Source organism: Polymorphobacter sp. PAMC 29334, from assembly GCF_019431245.1.
Taxonomy (GTDB): domain Bacteria; phylum Pseudomonadota; class Alphaproteobacteria; order Sphingomonadales; family Sphingomonadaceae; genus Polymorphobacter_B; species Polymorphobacter_B megasporae.
The window spans coordinates 898038-916731 of the sequence record NZ_CP080243.1 but is presented as its reverse complement, the minus strand read 5'-3'; the positions used below and the strand labels follow the sequence as shown (position 1 = coordinate 916731).

General features: G+C 67.4%; 20 protein-coding genes. 7 read left to right on the top strand and 13 right to left on the bottom strand.

Features of this window, described 5'->3' with window-relative positions:
* The first annotated feature begins 18 nt into the window (after positions 1-18).
* Positions 19-810 carry a 1-acyl-sn-glycerol-3-phosphate acyltransferase gene (locus KZX46_RS08190; protein WP_226896266.1) on the top strand — a complete coding sequence of 264 codons (792 nt, stop codon included), beginning with the start codon at positions 19-21 and terminating at the stop codon, positions 808-810.
* Between the two features lie 86 nt (positions 811-896).
* Here the strand turns inward: KZX46_RS08190 and KZX46_RS08185 are convergent, their stop codons facing one another.
* Positions 897-1574, bottom strand: coding sequence for a DUF4136 domain-containing protein (locus tag KZX46_RS08185; RefSeq protein WP_219776188.1), 678 nt, complete (start codon positions 1572-1574; stop codon positions 897-899).
* Between the two features lie 281 nt (positions 1575-1855).
* Between KZX46_RS08185 and KZX46_RS08180 the strand changes: the two genes are divergently transcribed.
* Positions 1856-2530, top strand: a complete 675-nt coding sequence (locus KZX46_RS08180; protein ID WP_226896179.1) for a PEPxxWA-CTERM sorting domain-containing protein — start codon at positions 1856-1858, stop codon at positions 2528-2530.
* A 39-nt stretch (positions 2531-2569) separates the two neighbouring features.
* On the opposite strand, the gene trpS is transcribed toward KZX46_RS08180, so the two are convergent.
* The 3 genes from trpS to secB form a co-directional block, all read right to left on the bottom strand.
* The gene (gene trpS, locus KZX46_RS08175) at positions 2570-3592 is read right to left on the bottom strand and encodes a tryptophan--tRNA ligase (RefSeq protein WP_219776187.1); all 1023 of its coding nucleotides are present in this window, start codon (positions 3590-3592) and stop codon (positions 2570-2572) included.
* On the bottom strand, positions 3589-5169 hold the full coding sequence (gene murJ, locus KZX46_RS08170; RefSeq protein ID WP_219776186.1) for a murein biosynthesis integral membrane protein MurJ: 1581 nt from the start codon (positions 5167-5169) through the stop codon (positions 3589-3591). Before murJ ends, trpS begins: the two co-directional genes overlap by 4 nt.
* Before the next feature lie 186 nt (positions 5170-5355).
* On the bottom strand, positions 5356-5874 hold the full coding sequence (secB, locus tag KZX46_RS08165) for a protein-export chaperone SecB (RefSeq protein WP_219776185.1): 519 nt from the start codon (positions 5872-5874) through the stop codon (positions 5356-5358).
* A 171-nt stretch (positions 5875-6045) separates the two neighbouring features.
* Here secB and KZX46_RS08160 point away from each other — a divergent pair, with 171 nt between their 5' ends.
* From KZX46_RS08160 to KZX46_RS08150, 3 genes are read left to right on the top strand one after another with little or no spacing between them, the layout of a single operon-like run.
* The gene (locus KZX46_RS08160) at positions 6046-6678 is read left to right on the top strand and encodes a Tim44/TimA family putative adaptor protein (RefSeq protein WP_219776184.1); all 633 of its coding nucleotides are present in this window, start codon (positions 6046-6048) and stop codon (positions 6676-6678) included.
* Positions 6679-6681: 3 nt separating this feature from the next.
* Positions 6682-7890: a murein transglycosylase A gene (locus tag KZX46_RS08155; protein WP_226896178.1), complete on the top strand. Its 1209-nt coding sequence runs from the start codon at positions 6682-6684 to the stop codon at positions 7888-7890.
* Complete coding sequence (locus tag KZX46_RS08150) at positions 7868-8401, top strand: Smr/MutS family protein (protein ID WP_219776183.1); 534 nt, start codon at positions 7868-7870, stop codon at positions 8399-8401. Before KZX46_RS08155 ends, KZX46_RS08150 begins: the two co-directional genes overlap by 23 nt.
* Here KZX46_RS08150 and KZX46_RS08145 read toward each other — a convergent pair.
* From KZX46_RS08145 to KZX46_RS08110, 8 genes are all read right to left on the bottom strand, one after another.
* Positions 8385-9200 carry a ferritin-like domain-containing protein gene (locus tag KZX46_RS08145; protein ID WP_219776182.1) on the bottom strand — a complete coding sequence of 272 codons (816 nt, stop codon included), beginning with the start codon at positions 9198-9200 and terminating at the stop codon, positions 8385-8387. The genes KZX46_RS08150 and KZX46_RS08145 overlap by 17 nt on opposite strands.
* Positions 9201-9275: 75 nt before the next feature.
* A complete protein-coding gene (locus KZX46_RS08140) occupies positions 9276-9686 on the bottom strand; it encodes a F0F1 ATP synthase subunit epsilon (protein ID WP_216709669.1) in 411 nt (136 codons plus the stop codon).
* Positions 9686-11140 (bottom strand): F0F1 ATP synthase subunit beta, encoded by a 1455-nt coding sequence (atpD, locus tag KZX46_RS08135; RefSeq protein ID WP_219776181.1) that lies wholly within the window; start codon positions 11138-11140, stop codon positions 9686-9688. The genes KZX46_RS08140 and atpD overlap by 1 nt, the downstream gene beginning before the upstream one ends.
* A 21-nt stretch (positions 11141-11161) precedes the next feature.
* Complete coding sequence (locus tag KZX46_RS08130; protein ID WP_219776180.1) at positions 11162-11566, bottom strand: organic hydroperoxide resistance protein; 405 nt, start codon at positions 11564-11566, stop codon at positions 11162-11164.
* 10 nt (positions 11567-11576) lie between these two features.
* Complete coding sequence (locus tag KZX46_RS08125) at positions 11577-11870, bottom strand: hypothetical protein (protein WP_219776179.1); 294 nt, start codon at positions 11868-11870, stop codon at positions 11577-11579.
* The gene (locus tag KZX46_RS08120; RefSeq protein ID WP_219776178.1) at positions 11867-12766 is read right to left on the bottom strand and encodes a F0F1 ATP synthase subunit gamma; all 900 of its coding nucleotides are present in this window, start codon (positions 12764-12766) and stop codon (positions 11867-11869) included. Before KZX46_RS08120 ends, KZX46_RS08125 begins: the two co-directional genes overlap by 4 nt.
* A 22-nt stretch (positions 12767-12788) precedes the next feature.
* Positions 12789-14324, bottom strand: a complete 1536-nt coding sequence (atpA, locus tag KZX46_RS08115) for a F0F1 ATP synthase subunit alpha (protein WP_219776177.1) — start codon at positions 14322-14324, stop codon at positions 12789-12791.
* A 2-nt stretch (positions 14325-14326) separates the two neighbouring features.
* Positions 14327-14881, bottom strand: coding sequence for a F0F1 ATP synthase subunit delta (locus KZX46_RS08110; protein WP_219776176.1), 555 nt, complete (start codon positions 14879-14881; stop codon positions 14327-14329).
* A 184-nt stretch (positions 14882-15065) separates the two neighbouring features.
* Here KZX46_RS08110 and KZX46_RS08105 point away from each other — a divergent pair, with 184 nt between their 5' ends.
* Both KZX46_RS08105 and KZX46_RS08100 read left to right on the top strand, forming a co-directional pair.
* Positions 15066-15572 carry a DUF4142 domain-containing protein gene (locus tag KZX46_RS08105; RefSeq protein WP_219776175.1) on the top strand — a complete coding sequence of 169 codons (507 nt, stop codon included), beginning with the start codon at positions 15066-15068 and terminating at the stop codon, positions 15570-15572.
* Positions 15573-15808: 236 nt separating this feature from the next.
* Positions 15809-16390, top strand: coding sequence for a PEPxxWA-CTERM sorting domain-containing protein (locus tag KZX46_RS08100; RefSeq protein WP_226896177.1), 582 nt, complete (start codon positions 15809-15811; stop codon positions 16388-16390).
* Here KZX46_RS08100 and KZX46_RS08095 read toward each other — a convergent pair.
* On the bottom strand, positions 16387-18663 hold the full coding sequence (locus KZX46_RS08095) for a patatin-like protein (RefSeq protein ID WP_219776174.1): 2277 nt from the start codon (positions 18661-18663) through the stop codon (positions 16387-16389). The two genes, KZX46_RS08100 and KZX46_RS08095, sit on opposite strands and share 4 nt — an antisense overlap.
* Positions 18664-18694: the final 31 nt, after the last annotated feature.

Sequence of the window (18694 nt, the reverse complement as noted above, 5' to 3'; positions counted from 1 at the left end):
GCGACGCGCGTGGCACGGATGCGTCCGGTGCGCGGGCGTGGCTTCGGGCGGACACGGGCGTTTGCTGGGATCGGCGCGGCGGCGGCGGCGCTGGTGCCGATCGAACTGGCGATGCGGCGGATCTCCCCCAAGAATCGCCCGCGAATTCCGTGGCTTTTCCATCGCGCCTTGACCCGGTCGCTCGGCATCCATGTCGTCGTTCACGGGCGGCAGGAGCGGCGCGGGGGGGTGCTGTTCGTCGCCAACCACGTCAGCTGGGCCGATATTCCCGTAATGGGAAGCAATATCCTTGCGGCGTTCGTGGCGAAGTCCGAAGTTGCCAATTACGGCCCGGTCGGCTGGCTATCGACGTTGAGCCGGACAGTCTATGTCGAACGCGACCGTCGGCAGAAGACCGGTGAAGCGCGCAATGCGATAGTCGAGCGTCTCGCGGCGGGTGAGAATGTCATCCTGTTCCCCGAAGGAACCAATAGCGACGGCGTCTCGGTGCTGCCGTTCAAGTCGGCACTATTTGCCGCGATCGAGGGACCTGGGTGCGAGGACTTCATCATCCAGCCGGTCGCGATCGCTTATACTCGGCTCAATGGCATCCCGATCACACGGGAGCGGCTGCCCGACATCGCGTGGATCGGCGACACCGCGCTCGCGCCGCATATGCTCAGCTTCATGTCGCTCGGTAAGGTACGGGCAGAGTTACGATTTTTCCCGGCCGTCAAAGTCGCCGACTTCGCCGACCGCAAAGCGCTGGCGCTGCATTGTCACAACGTGATCGCCGACGGTTACCGAAAGATGATGCGCGGCGAGGCCTGATCCGGCCTGCCGCACACACCCCGCACATCGACCGCACCCCGTCCCGAACCGCACCGCCGCAGTGGCGCGCATCCGGAACGCCGGATTTATCCGAGGTGCTTCGACGTATCGACGCGAACCTTGACCGTCTGACCCGAATTGCCGGGGAAGTTGGTGAACATCGCGGCGATCAAGTTCGGGACCAGCTTGGTCAGGTCGTTCGTCGTCGCGACGGTCTCGGCGCGGCCCTCGAAGACGCTGAGATTGTCGGCGACACGATTGATCCGCATGTCGACGTAGCTGTTGTACTGGGTCACCGAATAAATCTCGGGGCCGTAGCCATAGCCGCCGAAGCCACCATAACCGAACCCGCCGAAACCGCCGCCGTAACCGAAGCCGCCATAGCCGAACCCGCGACGGCCGAAACCGCCGTAGCCGAACCCGCCGTACGGGCCGAAGCCGCCGTAGCCATAGCCGAAGCCCGGGGTCGACTCGATCCGCTCGCGCGGCATGCCGACGGCATAGTCGAAGTTGACGACGAGCGTCGCGGCGCGCGGATCGGCGGCGGGGCGATAGCCAACCGCCTCGAGGCGCTGCGTGACCAGGTTGGCGTAGGTCGCGAACTCGAGCCCGCCCGCCTTGCGCGCGTCACGCGACTGGATCGTGAAGGTCTGGCCTGAGGGGGCGGGAAGCTGCTGGAAGCGCGCGACCCGCGCCTCGAACGGTTCGGCGCAGGCACCGACGAGGGTCAGCGCGACCAGCGGAGCAATAGTGGCAAAACGCATGTGGCTACCCTCGAAACGAATGATGAACCGCCTTATCGACCTGGCGGTGAATAAGGTGTGAACCCGAATACGCGGCAGAGGGTTCCTGTCCCTCGAATATGGCGTCCGGGCGCGACGGTTCAAGCCAGCCGGACGATTAGGGCGATCGACGGTCGGAAAACAGCAGCGCTCCTTCGCCCCGCTGGTCGAAAGTCGTAGATTGTCGGGCACGTTTACAGTCTGATTCCGATCACACCGTCGCCCGACAAAGATTTCAATTGGTTAACGTTTTGGCACGCTTCTTGCTCAAATTACTGAACGGCAATGCACTGCTAGGTCAATTGATTATGAAAATCCTCTTCGTGTCGATGCTACTGGTCAGTGCTGCATCGGCGGGTGCCTCGACGCTTTATTCGCAGTCGGCGACGTCGGGCGGCGCCGCTTACGCCAGCCAGAACGACACCTCCGGGACGTATGGCTATTTTGCCGTCGCATCGGATGACTTTACGCTCGGAAGCTCGGCCAGAATTACCACGGTCGACTTCGTTGGAGCGTATTTCGTCGGCGCGCCCAGCACCATCACCGCCTTTACACTGACGTTCTCCGCCGACTCCTCCTCGGCGCCCGGTGCGACTCTCTACAGCACGAAGATCGCGGGCAATGCCGGCGAAAGCCTTACCGGCGTCGTTGGTTCGTATTCGGCGGCGGTCGATTTCGCCGCGACCAGCGGGACGAAGTACTGGCTGTCGATCGTTCCGGACCTGACTTACCCGCCATCATGGGGCTGGGCGGCAGGCAACGGCGGCAACGGCACGGCCTATCAGGTCTTTTTCGGTGAGAGTACGGCTCTGCCAACCGATCTCGCCTTTTCGCTCGAAGGTGGTGCTGTTCCGGAACCGGCGAGCTGGACGTTGATGATCGGCGGGTTCGGACTCGTCGGCACCGCGCTGCGTCGTCGACGGCCGGTGGCAGCGTAACGGTTCAGGATTTCCGCGAACGCATGCAACCTGTCCCGGTCATCGCAGGAATCCAACCGCGTCGTAGACCTTTGCCAGCACCGGTTCGGCGATCGTGCGAGCGCGCATGGCACCATCGCGCAGGACGGTGTCGATGTGCCCCGGATCGGCGATCAGGCGGACGTATTCCGCATTGATCGGCGCGAGCTTCGCCACCGTCAGCTCCGCGAGCGCCGGCTTGAATGCGCCGAAACCCTTGCCGCCATACTCGGCCAGCACCGCGTCGACGGTCATTCCAGCCAGCGCCGCATAGATGCCGACGAGGTTGCGCGCCTCGGGGCGGCCCTCGAGTCCGGCAGCGGTGTCGGGAAGCACGTCGGCGTCGGACTTGGCGCGCTTGATCTTGGCGACGATCGCCTCGGCGGTGTCGGTCAGGTCGATCCGGCTCGCGTCGGCCGGGTCGGACTTCGACATCTTCGCCGCGCCGTCGCGCAACGACATGATCCGCGCCGCCTCCCCCTTCGCCCCGCCGATCACCGGCTGCGGCGGCACGAGCAGCCCCTCGCCGTAGGTCGCGTTGAACTTGATCGCGATGTCGCGGGCGAGTTCGAGGTGCTGCTTCTGGTCGTCGCCGACGGGGACGTGGCTCGCGCGGTAGCCGAGGATGTCGGCGGCCTGGAGGACGGGGTAGACGTACAGCCCGACGCTCGGCCCCTCGGCGTCCTTCCCGCGCTTCTCCTTGAACTGGATCATGCGGTCGAGCCAGCCGGTGCGGGCAATGCTCATCAGCACCCACGCGAGTTCGGCGTGAACCGCAACCGCGCTCTGGGCGAACAGGACCGTCTTCGCCGGATCGATCCCGGCAGCGAGGATACCCGCCGCCATCGACCGCGTCGCATCCGCCAGTCCGCTCGCGTCGTGCGGCATCGTGATCGCATGGAGGTCGACGATGCAATAGATGCACTCGTAGGCCGGATGCCCGCCGGTCCCGTCCTGCATCGCCACCCAGTTGCGCAGCGCGCCGAGGTAGTTGCCGAGGTGGAGGTTGCCGGTCGGCTGGATGCCGGAGAAAACGCGGTTCATTTGGGGGCCCTGCGGAGCTGGCTCTTGAGGTCGGCGAGCGAGAAGGCGCGGAGGAGATACGCCGCCACGACATAGGCGATCCCGCCGCCCGCGATCAACAGCGCGAGCGCGACGCCGCGTTCGACGAGGCTGCCGGTCATCCACGGCGCGACGAGGCGGTCAGCGACGAGCAGCACCGCCGCCATGACCGCGCTCGCCGCGACGAGCCGCCATGCATTCTTGCGCAGACGGTGGTCGACGCTGAAATGGCGGCGGCGGTGGAGGGTGAGGTAAAGCAGCCCGGCATTGACCCACGCCGCTATCGCGGTCGACAGTGCGATGCCGAGGATTCCGAGCGGCCAGATCAGGGCGATGTTGCCGACAAGGTTGACGAGCATCGATGCGACCGCGATCCGCACCGGCGTCTTGGTGTCCGACCGCGCGTAGAACCCCGGGGTCAGCACCTTGATCAGCACATACGCCGGGAGCCCGAGCGAGAAGGTCGCGAGCGCTCCGGCGGTCGCGACCGAAGCGGTGGCGGTGAAGCGGCCGTGTTCGAGCAAGGTATGAATGATCGGCCCGGCGCTGACGACAAGCGCGGCGGCGGAGGGGAGGGTCAGCAGTAAAACGAGTTCGATCGCGCGGTTCTGCGTGTGCATCGCCTGAGCTTCGAGCCCGCCCGCAAGCTGGCGCGACAGCGTCGGCAGCAGGACGGTGCCGATGCCGATGCCGATCAGCCCGAGCGGCAGCTGGTTGAGGCGGTCGGCGTAATAGAGATAGCTGATCGCGCCCTCGCCGAGGAAGCGCGCGGCGAGCGCGGTCGAGATCAGCAGGTTGAACTGGACCGCCCCCGAGCCGAGCGCGGCGGGGCCGATTACCCGCAGCAAGGCGCGGACCGGCGGGGTCAGCCGTGGCCATGTCAGCCGCAGGTTGATGCCCGCACGGTGGCACGCCCACAGCAGCCAGACGAACTGGAGGATGCCCGCGACGGTCACCGCCGCCGACTGGACCCGCGCGCTTTCGACCGGCGTCGCGCCGTGGAACAGCGTCAGCCCGGCGATCAGCGCGAGGTTGAGCAGGATCGGCGCGGCGGCGTTGACCCAGAAGCGCCCGATCGAATTGAGGATGCCGCCGAGCAGCGAGACGAGGCTGATCAGCAGCAGATACGGAAAGGTGATGCGGGTGAACTCGACCGCGAGGCGGTATTTCTCGGGACTGGCGTCGGGGAAGCCGCCGGTCATCGCCCACACCACCGGTCCGGCAAGCGCGACCATAAGGATCGTGAACCCGGCGAGGACCGGGAGCAGGACCGACAGCACCTGCTCGGCGAACACCCGCCCGGCGGCAAGGTCGCCCCCCGTCCCGTCGCCGCGCCCCGGCCCGAGCGTCCGGCTGAACATCGGCACGAACGCGGCGGAGAACGCGCCCTCGGCGAACAGAGCGCGGAACAGGTTGGGCAGACGGAAGGCGATCAGGAAGCAGTCGGACGCGAGGCCCGCTCCGACGAAGCGCGCGAACAGAACGTCGCGGGCGAAGCCGAGAACGCGGCTGATCAGGGTCAGGCCGCCGATCGTGCCGGTGGCGCGGACGAGGTTCATAGCGTGCCGGGCGATTGGGGGACGCGATGTGCGATCGACGGTCCGCAAAAGAGCGCGACAAAGCCGTGCCCACGGACAGGTTCGGCGGGACTAACCGGCCGCCCCGCCGTCCGGCTCGGCGCGAGTCCGCCGGCTGCTAACGAACGCAAGGGCGCTCGCTTCGCTGCCGGACGGCCGCGCCTTCGCTCAGGCATTCCCCATCGCGGGAGCGCCGGCACCCTCGGCGAGTTGCGCCTGCTGCGCCATATACAGCGAGCCGAAGTCGATCGGCTCGAGCAGCAGCGGCGGGAAGCCGCCGTCGCGGGTCGCGTCGGCGACGATGCGGCGGGCGAACGGGAACAGGATGCGCGGTGCCTCGACGACGAGGAACGGCTCGAGCGCTTCCTCGGGCAGGTTGCGGATCGCGAACAGCCCGCCGTACAGCAGGTCGACGACGAACGCGGTCTGGTCGTTGTTGTACGCGCGCGCCTCGATCTTCAGCTCGACCTCGTACAGGTCGTCACCCGCGCGGCGGGCGTTGACGTTGACGTTGATCTCGATTCGCGGCTGGGTCTCCATCTGGAGCGACGCGGGCGCGTTCGGGTTCTCGAACGACATGTCCTTGGTGTACTGGGTCAGGATGCTGACCTGCGGCTGCGCCAGCGCTTCGGCGTCGACGCCGTTTCCGCTGCTCGCGCCCATGAAGCCTTCGGTCTCGTCGACCATGTCTTGTCTCTCATCTGGGAAAATGCCGGACCGACCCGCTATCAGGCACCAACCGGGCGCGCAAGCGTTGGAGGGGCCGGTTGTACCGCAGGTGCGTGCACCTATGTCACACCGATGGACCGGCGCGCCGTGCGTTGCTATGGTTCGGTACGTTACCAGAGGCGAAGACCAATGTCGGACAGCGGAACCTGGATCGAGATCGTGCTGCTGGCGATGCTCGCTGGCTTCATCGGGCTGCGCCTCGTCAGCGTCCTCGGCAAGCGGACGGGCAGCGAGAAGCCGGTCGGTGATGCGTTTCGCCCGGGCAACCCCGCGGTGGTGCCCGTTGCCGCGACCCGCGTCGAGGCCCCGGCGCGCCGCCTCATCACCATTCCTACCGGCACCGCCGCCGACCTTGCTCCCGCACTGCAGGCGGTTGCCGACGCCGACCCGAGCTTCGAGCCGGAGAAGTTCGTCACCGGCGCCCAGGCCGCGTACCGCATGATCCTCGAAGCCTATTGGTCGGGCGATGCCGCGGCGATGGACAAGCTCGTCTCGGACGAGGTCGCGACGCACTTCCAGCGCGCGATCGAGCAGCGTGGGGGCACCGCCCTGGCGAACAAGCTCGTTCGCATCGACGCGGCGGCGATCACCGCGGCGCAGATGATCGGGCAGATGGCCGAAGTCACCGTTCGCTTCGACGCCGATATCGTCGCCGAGGGTTCGACCGCAGATGCGGAGACCCACGACGTCTGGACGTTCAGCCGCCATGTCGGCACCTACGATCCGGCCTGGCTCCTGATCGCCACCGACGTTCACGCGTAAGCGGTGACGTTCCGGCTCGCCCCGTTGCGGGCGCTCGCCGTTGCCGCCGGTCTGGTGCTCGCGGGTTGCGCGGGCGGCGTTAAGGTTGCGACGGTCCCGCCCGCTCCTTCTCGCGTCGCCGTCAAGGCCGAGACACCGCGCCCCACGATTACTTTTGCTGCGCCGCTCGCCAGCCGTCCGGGTTTTGCGACCGCCTACTTCGGCCCGGCGCTGACCGCATTTCGCCGGTCATGCCCAGCGTTACTCAAGCGGACCGACGCAAGCGGGCTGACGCTGCCCGGCGACTGGACCGCCGCCTGTGCCGCCGCCGCGACCGCGACCGACCCGCGCGCATTCTTCGCCACCGCGCTCCGCCCCGTGGTCGCCGGTGACGGCCGCGGCCTCGACACCGGCTATTTCGAGCCCGAACTCGCCGGGTCGCGCACCGCAGCGCCGGGCTTCGCGGTGCCGCTCTACCGCCGCCCGCCCGACCTTATCGACCTCGACCTCAGTACATTCGACACCAGCCTGACCGGCAAGCACGTCCGCGGGCGGATCGCGGGCAAGACCTTCGTTCCCTATTTCGATCGTGCCGCGATCGACGACGGCGCGCTCACCGGTCGCAGCCTCGAACTTGCGTGGGCGGCGGATCCGTACGAGGCGTTCTTCCTCGAGATCCAGGGATCGGGACGACTGCGGCTGCCCGACGGCACTATCCTTCGTGTCGGCTACGACGGCCAGAACGGCCACGCCTACACTGCGATCGGCAAGCTGCTCCGCGATCGCGGCGTCCTCGCTCCCGGGCAGGCGACGATGGACGGCATCATCGGCTGGATGCGCAGCCACCCCGCCGACGGGCGCGAGCTGATGCGCGCCAACCGCAGCTATGTCTTCTTCCGCGTCCTGACGACCCCCGCCGACCTCGGCCCGACCGGCGCGATCGGCGTCCCGCTGACCCCACGCGTCAGCGTCGCCGCCGACCCGAAGTTCGTCGTCCTCGGCGGCCCCGTGTGGCTCGACACGACGGTCGACGGCGCGCCGTTCCGCACCCTTGTCGTCGCGCAGGACACCGGCGGCGCGATCAAGGGTGCGAACCGGCTCGACGTTTTCTGGGGAGCCGGAGCAGCGGCGCGCGCCACCGCCGGCGGGCTGTCGTCGACCGGCAGCGTCACCCTGCTCCTGCCTGCCGCCGCCGCCGAAAGGCTGGTCCATGGCGCGCCGCCTGCACCCTGACGAGAGCGCCTTGTGGGCGCAGGTCGCGGCGTCGATCCGGCCGCTTCCCGGACGCGTCCGCCCGATCGTCGGCCCCGCCCCGCGCGTCATCGTCGACCAGCCGCCGCCAGCACCTGCGCCGCCGAAGCGCGCGCCCGCGGCGAACCGGATCGCGGTCGACGCGGCGACGCTCGATGGCGGCTGGGACCGCAAGATGCGGACCGGGCGGCTCGCCCCAGACCTGACGGTCGACCTCCACGGCTATACGCGCGACCGCGCCCATGCACTGTTGACGCGGATGATCGTCGAGGCGGCGACCGGCGGCGCGCGGGTCATGCTCGTCATTACCGGCAAGGGTGCGCGCGACAGCGACGAGGTTGCCAATAACTTTGGGCGTCCGCGCGGCGTGATCCGCGCCTCGCTCCGCGACTGGCTCCAGTCGTCCGACCTGCGTCCTTATATCGCCGCGCTGCGCCCCGCCCACCCGCGCCACGGCGGCGGCGGCGCGTGGTACGTCATCCTGCGGCGGTAGCGACCCGCAGGCGGAGAAGGCCCCACATCGCCGCCGACGCCATGCGGAACAGCGTGCCATTGGGGCGCAAGGCAACCGCGCGAAGCAGCATCCGCACGCCGTTATCGACGTGGCGGCGGCGGTACAGCCGGAGTGCACGGATGCCGTATTCACGAGTGTAGCGGCGATGATATTGCGCGGTGCGGTCGTGCGGCAGGACGTTCGCAGCGAACCATGCCCAGCCGAGTTCGTCGTCGCCCGCCTCGCTGAAGCGCGTGACGGCGACGACCAGCCGGGTGCGCAACGAGACCGGCGCAGCGGCGTGGTATCGGGTGAAATGCGTCTGGAACAGGCGATAGTGCGCGAATTCGTCGGCGGCGATGCGCCCGGCGATCGCCTGTAGCACCGGCTCGGGCGTCGCATCGCGGATCGCCGAGTAAAAGGACGAGGTGCCGGTCTCGACGACTTGCCGGGCAACCAGCTCGCCGCAGCGCGATCCCCGGATCGACTGGTCGGCGCCCTGCGGAATCTGGAACCCGGCGCGAAAATCATCGAGTGCGCGGGCAAAGTCGAACCCCGGGTCGGCGAGCTCGGCCCAGCGCCCAAGGATCGCGCCGTGCTGCTGCTCCTCGACCCCCCAGCGCTCGATTTCGCTGAGGAACGCCGCGTCACCCGCGAACACGCCGCTGAGGTATGCGACATAGTCGGCGGCGTTCGCCTCGACGAGCGCAGCGGTCTTGATCACCGCGAGCAGGTCGGCGTCGACCGCAGCGCGCTCGAAGCGCGCCCACGGTATTTCGTCAGGGGTCCAGCCGGTCATTACGCGATCAATACCAAAGTCGCGCGAAAGTTGCCATTAACCCGAAGGTTACGACTTTCGAGCGATTCACGTGGCTTAGTTGACCGCGACCGCCTGCATAGCTTCGAGCTTGGCGATGCGGACTTCGGCCGCCGCTATCTCGGGCTCACCGCTCGCGGAGCGGAGCGCCTCGCGCGCCGCGGCGAGATCGCGGGCTGCACCCTCGACATCGAGTTCGCCGACCGGGATCGCGCTTTCGGCGAGGATCGTCAGCCCGTCGGGACCGACCTCGGCGAAACCGCCGTCGATGAAGATGCGCTCGGGCACATCGTTCATGCTCGTCGGAAACACCTGGATTGCGCCGGGGCGGATCGTCGACACGAGCGGCGCATGGCCCGGCAGCACGCCGAAGTCGCCCTCGGTGCCGGGAACGACGACCATGTATACCTCACCCGAGCGCAGGAGCTTCTCGGGGCTGACGAGCTCGAAGTGGAGCGTTTCGGCCATTATGCCGCGTCCTGCGCCAGCCGCTCGCCCTTCTTGACTGCGTCCTCGATCGTGCCGACGAGGTAGAACGCCGCTTCGGGGAGGTGGTCGTATTCGCCCGCGACGATCGCCTTGAAGCCCTTGATCGTGTCTTCGATGGCGACGAACACACCCGGGGTGCCGGTGAAGATCTCGGCGACGTGGAACGGCTGGCTGAGGAAGCGCTGGACCTTGCGGGCGCGGGCGACGGTCAGCTTATCTTCTTCCGACAGCTCGTCCATGCCGAGAATGGCGATGATGTCCTGGAGCGACTTGTACTTCTGCAGCACCTCCTGGACCGAGCGCGCGACGGCATAATGCTCGTCGCCGACGGTGCGCGGCTCGAGGACGCGGCTGGTCGAGTCGAGCGGGTCGACGGCGGGGTAGATGCCGAGCTCGGCGATCGAGCGGCTGAGCGTCGTCGTCGCGTCCAAGTGGGCGAACGACGTCGCCGGGGCCGGGTCGGTCAAGTCGTCGGCGGGGACGTAGATCGCCTGGATCGAGGTGATCGACCCCTTGTTGGTCGAGGTAATCCGCTCCTGCAGCTGGCCCATGTCGGTCGCGAGCGTCGGCTGGTAGCCGACGGCGCTAGGGATGCGCCCGAGCAGCGCCGACACTTCGGAGCCGGCCTGGGTGAAGCGGAAGATGTTGTCGACGAAGAACAGGACGTCCTGCCCCTCGACGTCGCGGAAATATTCGGCATTGGTCAGGCCCGACAGCGCGACGCGGGCGCGGGCTCCCGGCGGCTCATTCATCTGGCCGTAGAACAGCGACACCTTCGACCCGGCGCTGATCGCATTGCCGTCGGCGTCGCTGGCGATGACGCCGGCTTCGAGGAATTCGTGGTAGAGATCGTTGCCCTCGCGGGTCCGCTCGCCGACGCCGGCGAACACCGACGTGCCGCCGTGGCCCTTGGCGATGTTGTTGATCAGTTCCTGGATCAGCACGGTCTTGCCGACGCCGGCGCCGCCGAACAGGCCGATCTTGCCGCCCTTGGCGTACGGGGCGATCAGGTCGATGACCTTGATGCCGGTGACGAGGATCGCGCTCTCGGTCGACTGGTCGATGAACAGCGGCGCCTCGGCGTGGATCGGCATCGTGATGTCGGCATTGACCGGGCCGCGCTCGTCGATCGGCTCGCCGATGACGTTGAGGATGCGTCCGAGCGTCATCGGACCGACGGGGACGCGGATCTGCGAGCCGGTGTCGGTGACGGGCTGGCCGCGGACAAGGCCGTCGGTCGCGTCCATCGCGATCGTGCGGACGGTGTTCTCACCGAGGTGCTGCGCGACCTCGAGGACGAGCCGCCGGTCCTCGACGCGGGTTTCGAGCGCCGACAGAATCGCGGGGAGCGCGGTGTCGAACTGGACGTCGACGACGGCGCCGATGACCTGCGACACGCGGCCGATGTTATTGGTGGTGGGAGTGGTGGCCATGATGCGGTCCTTAGAAATCGGTCAGACGACGGTCGGCGTCACGGAGATATTGCCGCGTGTCGCTTTCGAATAGGGGCAGATCTGATGGGCTTCGGCGACCATCGCCTCGACCTTGGCGTGGTCCTCGCCGGGCACCGACACGGTGAGTTCGACCGACAGGTCGTAGCCGGTGTCGCTCTGGCCGAGCGTGACCGCTGCAGAGACGCGCGCCTTCGCGCCGTCGACGCCGTGCTTGCGCGCGACGAGCATCAGCGCCGAACCGAAGCATGCCGAATAGCCGAGCGCGAACAGCTGCTCCGGATTATGCCCGTCGCCCGCGCCGCCCATTTCCTTCGGCGGAGCCATCGCCAGCGCGAGCGCGCCGGTATCGAGCATGGCGCGGCCTTCGCGCCCGCCCTTCGTCGTTGCCGTGGTCGTGTACGCCATCGTTCCGATCCTAGTGCTGCGGCAGCGACGAGCAGCGCGGGCCGCCGTCGAGCCAATCCCAGCCGGTGCCGTTTTTCGCGACGAGCGCGGTCGTCGGCGTCCACTTCGCGCGTGTAAAGCGCTCCTGGTACGAACACTTCAGCTCGCTCGGGTCACCGAGTGCGGCGCACGACAGTTTGCGCATCGGCGGGCACGTCTCGCCCTTCGCGGTCCGCAGCGCGGTGAATTCGGTCGCGCTCGGCCCGACGGGCGCGGCAGCGACGATCGCCAGCGCTCCGAGCGCGAGAAGAGCGCGCGCGATCACAGCGATTCGGCGCCCGCGATGATCTCGATCAGTTCGGTCGTGATCGCCGCCTGGCGGGTGCGGTTATAGACGATCGTCAGGCGGGTGATGATGTCGCCGGCGTTGCGCGTGGCGTTGTCCATTGCGGTCATCTGCGCCCCGAAGAAGCTCGCCTGGTTCTCGAGCATCGCGCGGAAGATCTGCACCGCAAGGTTACGCGGGAGCAGGTCAGCAAGGATCGATTCCTCGTCGGGCTCATACTCGATCGCAGCGGGGGGCGGGCCTCCAGCGGCGACGACGGGCTCGGCAGTCTTGGCGACCGGCAGCGCGGCGGGGATCAGCTGGACCGTCGTCGGCTCCTGAACCAACGCCGAGCGGAAGCGCGAGAAGAACAGCTCGGCGATGTCGAACTCGTGCTTGTTGAAGCGGTCGATGACCTGCTGCGCAATGACCTGCGCGTCGGCGAACAGCTGCGCCTTGCCGTGGACGAGGTCGAGCGTGTCGAGGATCATGTCGCGGTGGGTGCGGATGAACGCGGCGCGGCCCTTGCGCCCGGCGAGGAGCAGCTTGACGGTCTTGCCCTGCGCGATCAGCTCGTCGGCACGCTTGCGCGCCATGCGGACGATGTTGGTGTTGAACCCGCCCGCGAGCCCGCGCTCCGAGGTGACGACGACGAGCAAATACGTCTGGTCGGCCCCGGTACCGGCGAGCAACTTCGGCGACTCAGGTCCGACGGTGATCCGTGAGCCAAGCGACGCCATCACCGCCGCCATCCGCTCCGAATACGGACGCGCGGCCTCGGCGGCTTCCTGCGACCGGCGCAGCTTCGCCGCGGCGACCATCTTCATCGCCTTGGTGATCTTCTGCGTCGACTTGATCGACGAGATCCGCAGCTTGAGCGCTTTGAGCGATGCCATCTAGCTTTCCCCAGCCGCCCGCTTACGCGAACGTTCGCCCGAATTCGGTCAGCATCGCGTTCAGCGCCTTCTTCGTGTCGTCGCTGATGTCCTTCGACGTGCGGATCGCGGTGAGGACGTCGGCGTGGTTGGTCCGCGCCTCGGCGAGCAAGCCGGCCTCGTAGCGCGTCACGTCCTTCGTCGGCACCTTGTCGAGGAAGCCGTTGACCCCGGCGAAGATCGAAACAACCTGCTCCTCGAACGGCATCGGCTTGTACTGGCCCTGCTTGAGCAGTTCGGTCAGGCGCGCACCGCGGTTGAGCAGCTTCTGGGTCGAGGCGTCGAGATCGGAGCCGAACTGCGAGAACGCCGCCATCTCGCGATACTGGGCGAGCTCGAGCTTGATCGTGCCGGCAACCTTCTTCATCGCCTTGGTCTGTGCGGCCGAACCGACGCGCGACACGCTCAGGCCGACGTTGATCGCGGGGCGGATGCCCTGAAAGAACAATTCGGTCTCGAGGAAGATCTGGCCGTCGGTGATCGAGATGACGTTGGTCGGGATGTACGCCGAGACGTCGCCCGCCTGCGTCTCGATGATCGGCAGCGCGGTCAGCGAGCCGTTGCCGTGCGCATCCGACATCTTCGCGGCACGCTCGAGCAGGCGTGAGTGGAGATAGAAGACGTCGCCGGGATAGGCTTCGCGGCCCGGCGGACGGCGGAGCAGCAGCGACATCTGGCGATACGCGACCGCCTGCTTCGACAGGTCGTCGTAGACGATGACCGCGTGCATGCCGTTATCACGGAAATATTCGCCCATCGTGCAGCCGGTGTACGGGGCGAGGAACTGAAGCGGCGCGGGCTCCGACGCGGTCGCGGCGACGACGATGGTGTACTCCATCGCGCCATTCTCTTCGAGCGCGCGGACGATCTGGGCGACGGTCGAACGCTTCTGGCCGATCGCGACATAGATGCAGAACAGCTTCTTGCTGTCGTCGTCACCGGCGGCGGCGTTCGGGGCCTTCTGGTTAATGAAGGTGTCGATCGCGACGGCGGTCTTGCCGGTCTGGCGGTCGCCGATGATCAGCTCGCGCTGGCCGCGGCCAACGGGAACGAGCGCGTCCAGCGCCTTGAGGCCGGTCTGCATCGGCTCGTTGACCGACTTACGCGGGATGATGCCGGGAGCCTTGACCTCGACGCGGCTGCGCGTGACGTTTTCGATCGGGCCCTTGCCATCGATCGGGTTGCCGAGGCCGTCGACGACGCGTCCGAGCAGGCCCTTGCCGATCGGTACGTCGACGATCGTGCCGGTGCGCTTGACGGTGTCGCCTTCCTTGATGCCCGAGTCCGAGCCGAAGATGACGATACCGACGTTATCGGCTTCGAGGTTCAACGCCATGCCCTGCACGCCGCCGGGGAATTCTACCATCTCGCCCGCCTGGACATTGTCGAGGCCGAAGACGCGGGCGATGCCGTCGCCGACCGACAGGACCTGGCCGACTTCGCTGACCTGCGCTTCGGTGCCGAACGAAGCGATCTGGTCGCGGATGACTTTCGAGATTTCTGCGGCGCGGATGTCCATCGTCAGCCTTTCATCGCCGTGGCGAGCGTGTTCAATTTCGTGCGGATCGAGCTGTCGACCATCCGGCTTCCGACGCGGACGATCAGCCCGCCGAGGATTTCGGGATCGACGTTGAGAATGAGGGCGGCATCGGCACCGAGACCGGCGCGGAGCTTCGCCTTAAGCTGGACCTGCTGGTCGGCGTCGAGCGGATGCGCGCTCGTCACTTCGGCGGTGATCTCGCCGCGCTGGCTCGCGGTCAGCTTGGAAAAGTCGCGGATGATCGCGGGCAGTGCCGACAGCCGCCGGTTGTGCGCGAGGACGCCGAGGAATTTCGCGGTCAGCGGATCAAGCTGCATCGCGCCCGCAACCGCCTCGATCGTCCGGGTCGCGGTGACGCGGTCGATCATCGGGCTCGTCGTCAGCATCCGCAGGTCAGCCGATTCGGCGAGGCCAGCGGTGACCGACGCGAGGCTCGCCGCAACCGCGTCGATCGCCTTCGCGTCGCGCGCGAGGTCGAACAGGGCTGTGGCATAACGCCCCGATAGTCCAGCAACGATGCCGCCCGATGTTTCCACGAAACTCGCCCAAACAGGAAGCCAAAGAGCAGATTTGCCCCGGATATGCCCCACGCGGAACCGCAGGGCGGCCCCCGGCGCTAGGCGAGCGGGGCGTTAGCATGGGGGTCCCGCGCGCGCAACCCGGCGGGAACCTGCGAACCGGAGCGGCATTGACCGGCACCATCGTAAACAGGAGTTTCCCGTGAAGACATTCACTTTCCTCGCCGCTGCCGCCGTCACGCTGGTCCCCGTCGCCGCCTCGGCGATCGCTTTGCCCGCGAAGACCTATGTGATGAAGGCCGGCGCGTCCGACATGTTCGAAATCGAATCGGCGAAGCTCGAGACCGGCAGCGCCGATCCGCAGGTAGCCAGCTTCGCGCAGATGATGATCGCCGACCACGGTAAGTCGACCAGCGACGTCATGGCGGCAGCCGCCGCCGATGGCCTGCCCGCGATGACCCCGAAGATGACCTCCAAGCAGGAGTCGATGATCGACAGCATGAAGCGGACATCGGGCACCGCGCGCGACACGCTGTACAAGAAGCAGCAGATCCAGGCGCACCGCGACACGCTGATGTTCCAGAAGCAGTTCGCGATGTCGGGCGACAAGCCGCAGCTCAAGGCCACCGCCGGCATGATCGTCCCGGTCGTCGAGAAGCACCTCGACATGATCAAGGGCATGTCGTCGGGGGCGATCAAGGCACAGTAAGCCAGCAAGCACCGAACTTCGAGACGGCGCGGCGGGAATCCCGCCGCGCCGTTTTCACGTCGGCGACACCTCGTTTCGGCGGTTGAATGCCGAAGGGGTATTAACCATCCTGATCGATCGATCTGTACCGCAACGGTTCATCGCAAATACAGGCTTATAGTTAACCAAACGCGCGTCCGCCCACCCTCCAGCTGCGTAGTGCCGCGAGGGACTTTGAGATGGCGATGGAGACGAGCATGCGATTCTGGATAACGGGCAGCATCGGAATAATGGCGATCGGTGTCGCCGCGACGGCGAACGCCAAGGTCGTGACGACGATCGTCAACGCAAGCACCTACAATACGCCGTACACCATCGACACCGGCGGCGGAAACAGCCTGACGCTGAGCACGATCGACAAGAGCGCCTATTCGTTCAGCCCGGAGGCGGTCTCGACCGGCGGCGGGCTCGAGGTCACGAGCCTCGGCTTCCCCTTCTACTCGAGCCCGCAGCCGTCGGTATTCTTCGCCAACCGCGGCGGCGACATCGGGCCGACGACGTTCATCGGCTTCTCGTCGTTCGCGACCCCGACGACAATCCAGTATTCGGGCTCGGAAAGCATTCTCGGCTTCCGCTTCGATAGCGGCAGTGGCACCCAATATGGTTATGCCGACTTCACTGGGTCGAACCTCCACGGGTATCGCGTCGAGACCACCCAGGGCGCCAGCGTCGCAATCGGTTCGGTTCCCGAGCCGGCGGCATGGGCGTTGATGATCAGCGGCTTCGGCTTTGTCGGTGCCGGAATGCGGTCACGCCGGGCAGTCGCAGCGGCCGCCTAAGCCGCGTCGATCTCGCGGCGCAGTGTCGCGAACAGGTCGGGAATTGCCGTCAGGAACGGGCGTTCGGCGTCGAGTATCGCGTCGAACGCCTTTTTCTTGAGCGCGGCGATCCGTACCGGGTCGATCGCATCGTCGACCGTCGACACGACGATGTCGATCAGCCGGTCGGCGGCGTGGAGGCGGCCCCACAGATAATCGTTCTCGCGGTAGGCGCGGCTGAAGAACGCGCCGAACGAGTTGAACTGCGTCCCTTTGAGCGTCGCCATATAGCCGCCGCCGCGAATCGTCGTCGCGTCCTCCGGCGCGATCCGGTCGACCTTGATCTCATCGAATTCGTCGAGCCCGTCGCCCTGGAGCAGCGGCAGCATCGCGATGTCGTAGAACGGAAAGCCGAGATAGGCGCGGAGCAGCGCACGGCGGACATCCTTGGTCAGGTCCATCGCGAACAGCTCGACCAGCCGCGCGTCGGTCGCGGTGTCGAGCGCGCGCAGGTCGAGCGCCGCCTCGAACGCCGCCATCGCCGCCGCCGGTTCGCCCGCCACGCCGGCGCGGACGTCATCGCCGTAGAACTCGTCGCGCCGCCGGTCGAGATACGGGGCGAGCAACGCGTACATCGATGCCTTGAGCGCCTCGATCGCATGGCGGTCGGCCAAGTCGATCTGCGCCACTGCGAGCCGGTTCAACCGCCGCAGCAGGAAGCGAAGCCGCCGGATGCGGAAGTCGAGATCGAAACGCCGCAGAAAGCCGACATACGCCGACCCCGCCCCGCCGCGCTCGGCGGCATCCTCGACGACGAGCGCCTGGCTGGCAACATAAGCAGTGACGCCCGGGCCCGACCCGCCGAGTGCGGCGATCCGCGCAGCAATGCCGTCGACGACCTGCGCGAGCTTGAGCTGGCCGTATGCCGAATAGGCAAAGCCCGCACGCTGCGCCGCGACCGTCTGCGCCCGCGACCGCCAGTCCGACAGCCGCGCCGCCGACAGCGGCAGGAAGAAGAAGCGCGCGCCGATTGCCCCCTCGATCGCCGTGTCGACCTGCCCCGCCATGCCGTCGACGACCTGCCGCAGCCGCCGGACCCGCACCGACAGCGCCGCGATCGCCTCGAGATTGTCGCGGATCGGCTGCTCGCGCGGAATGTCGGCGAGCGCGCGGAGGATCGTCGTGAAGAACCCCGGCGGCTCCCCGGGCGTGCTCTTGCCGCCGTGCGCGCCGGGCTTGGGGTCGATATAGACGAAGCGGCGGTCGACCTCACGGTGCGCCGGGCGGTGACGCAGCGCCTCGATCGCCGGGCCGAACGGACGGTTGTTAAGCACGCTGCCATCGATCAGCGAGGCCTGCTCATAGACCTGCCCCATTGCTGCGCGGCGCGGGAAGATCCGCTTGAGGAACGCCGTCCGCCCTGGCCACGCCGCATTGCGCTCGGCGAGCACCGCGTCGATCTCGCCGACCTGCGCCGGCGGGAAGGCCCCCGGAAACGACGCGGTCGCGCGCGCGGCGAAGGCGAGTTCGGCGGGATCGCCGATGCTGCGTGGCCCGGCATGTTCACCACTGCTGTGAAAGTCGATCACCAGCCGATGCTCGGTCTCGATGATCTGCGGCGGCGAATGCAGCGCGAGCGCCTCGGGGCGCCCGTGAAAATCGGTCACCGTGACGAACAGGTCGAGCGGCAGCCCTTCCGGGATCAACGGCGGCGCAGGCGCATGGATCTCCATCGCCTTGAGCGCGTCGTACAGCATCGCGGTGAAGCCGACGCCCGAGAACGGCGGACGGAACCAGCGCGAGCGCATGAAGCGCGACAGCTTGGCGCGAACCTCGACCCGCGCCGCCGGATCGACGACGTCGTCGGCCATGCCATAGCCCTTCGACCGGGCGTACCAGACGAGCGGCGTCGCCCACCATTTGCTCATGCGCCCGTGCGCGACCGCCTGCGGATCGAGCAGCCGGTCGACGTCGGCCCCCGCCAGCCACAGGTCGCGGAGCGGCTCCATGTCGTGCCCGCCGGCGATCGCGTGCGACAGCAGTATGCCGTTGATGCCTCCCGCCGACGCCCCCGCGACGATGTCGACGAGGACGCGGAGGTTGAGATGCGGCTCGAGTTCATCAAGCAGCGCCGCGTAGACGATCTCGGTATCGCCCGGCGGTGCCTCGCCGTGCGTCCGCGCCGCCGACGCGCGGAGCAGCTTCCACACCTCCTTGGTGATGCCGTGCATGTAGATCGCGAGGCTGACCCCGCCGTAGCAGACGAGCGCGAGCCGCAATTCCTTCTCGCGCATCGTCACGCCTCCCTGCCGTCCATCTACGCTA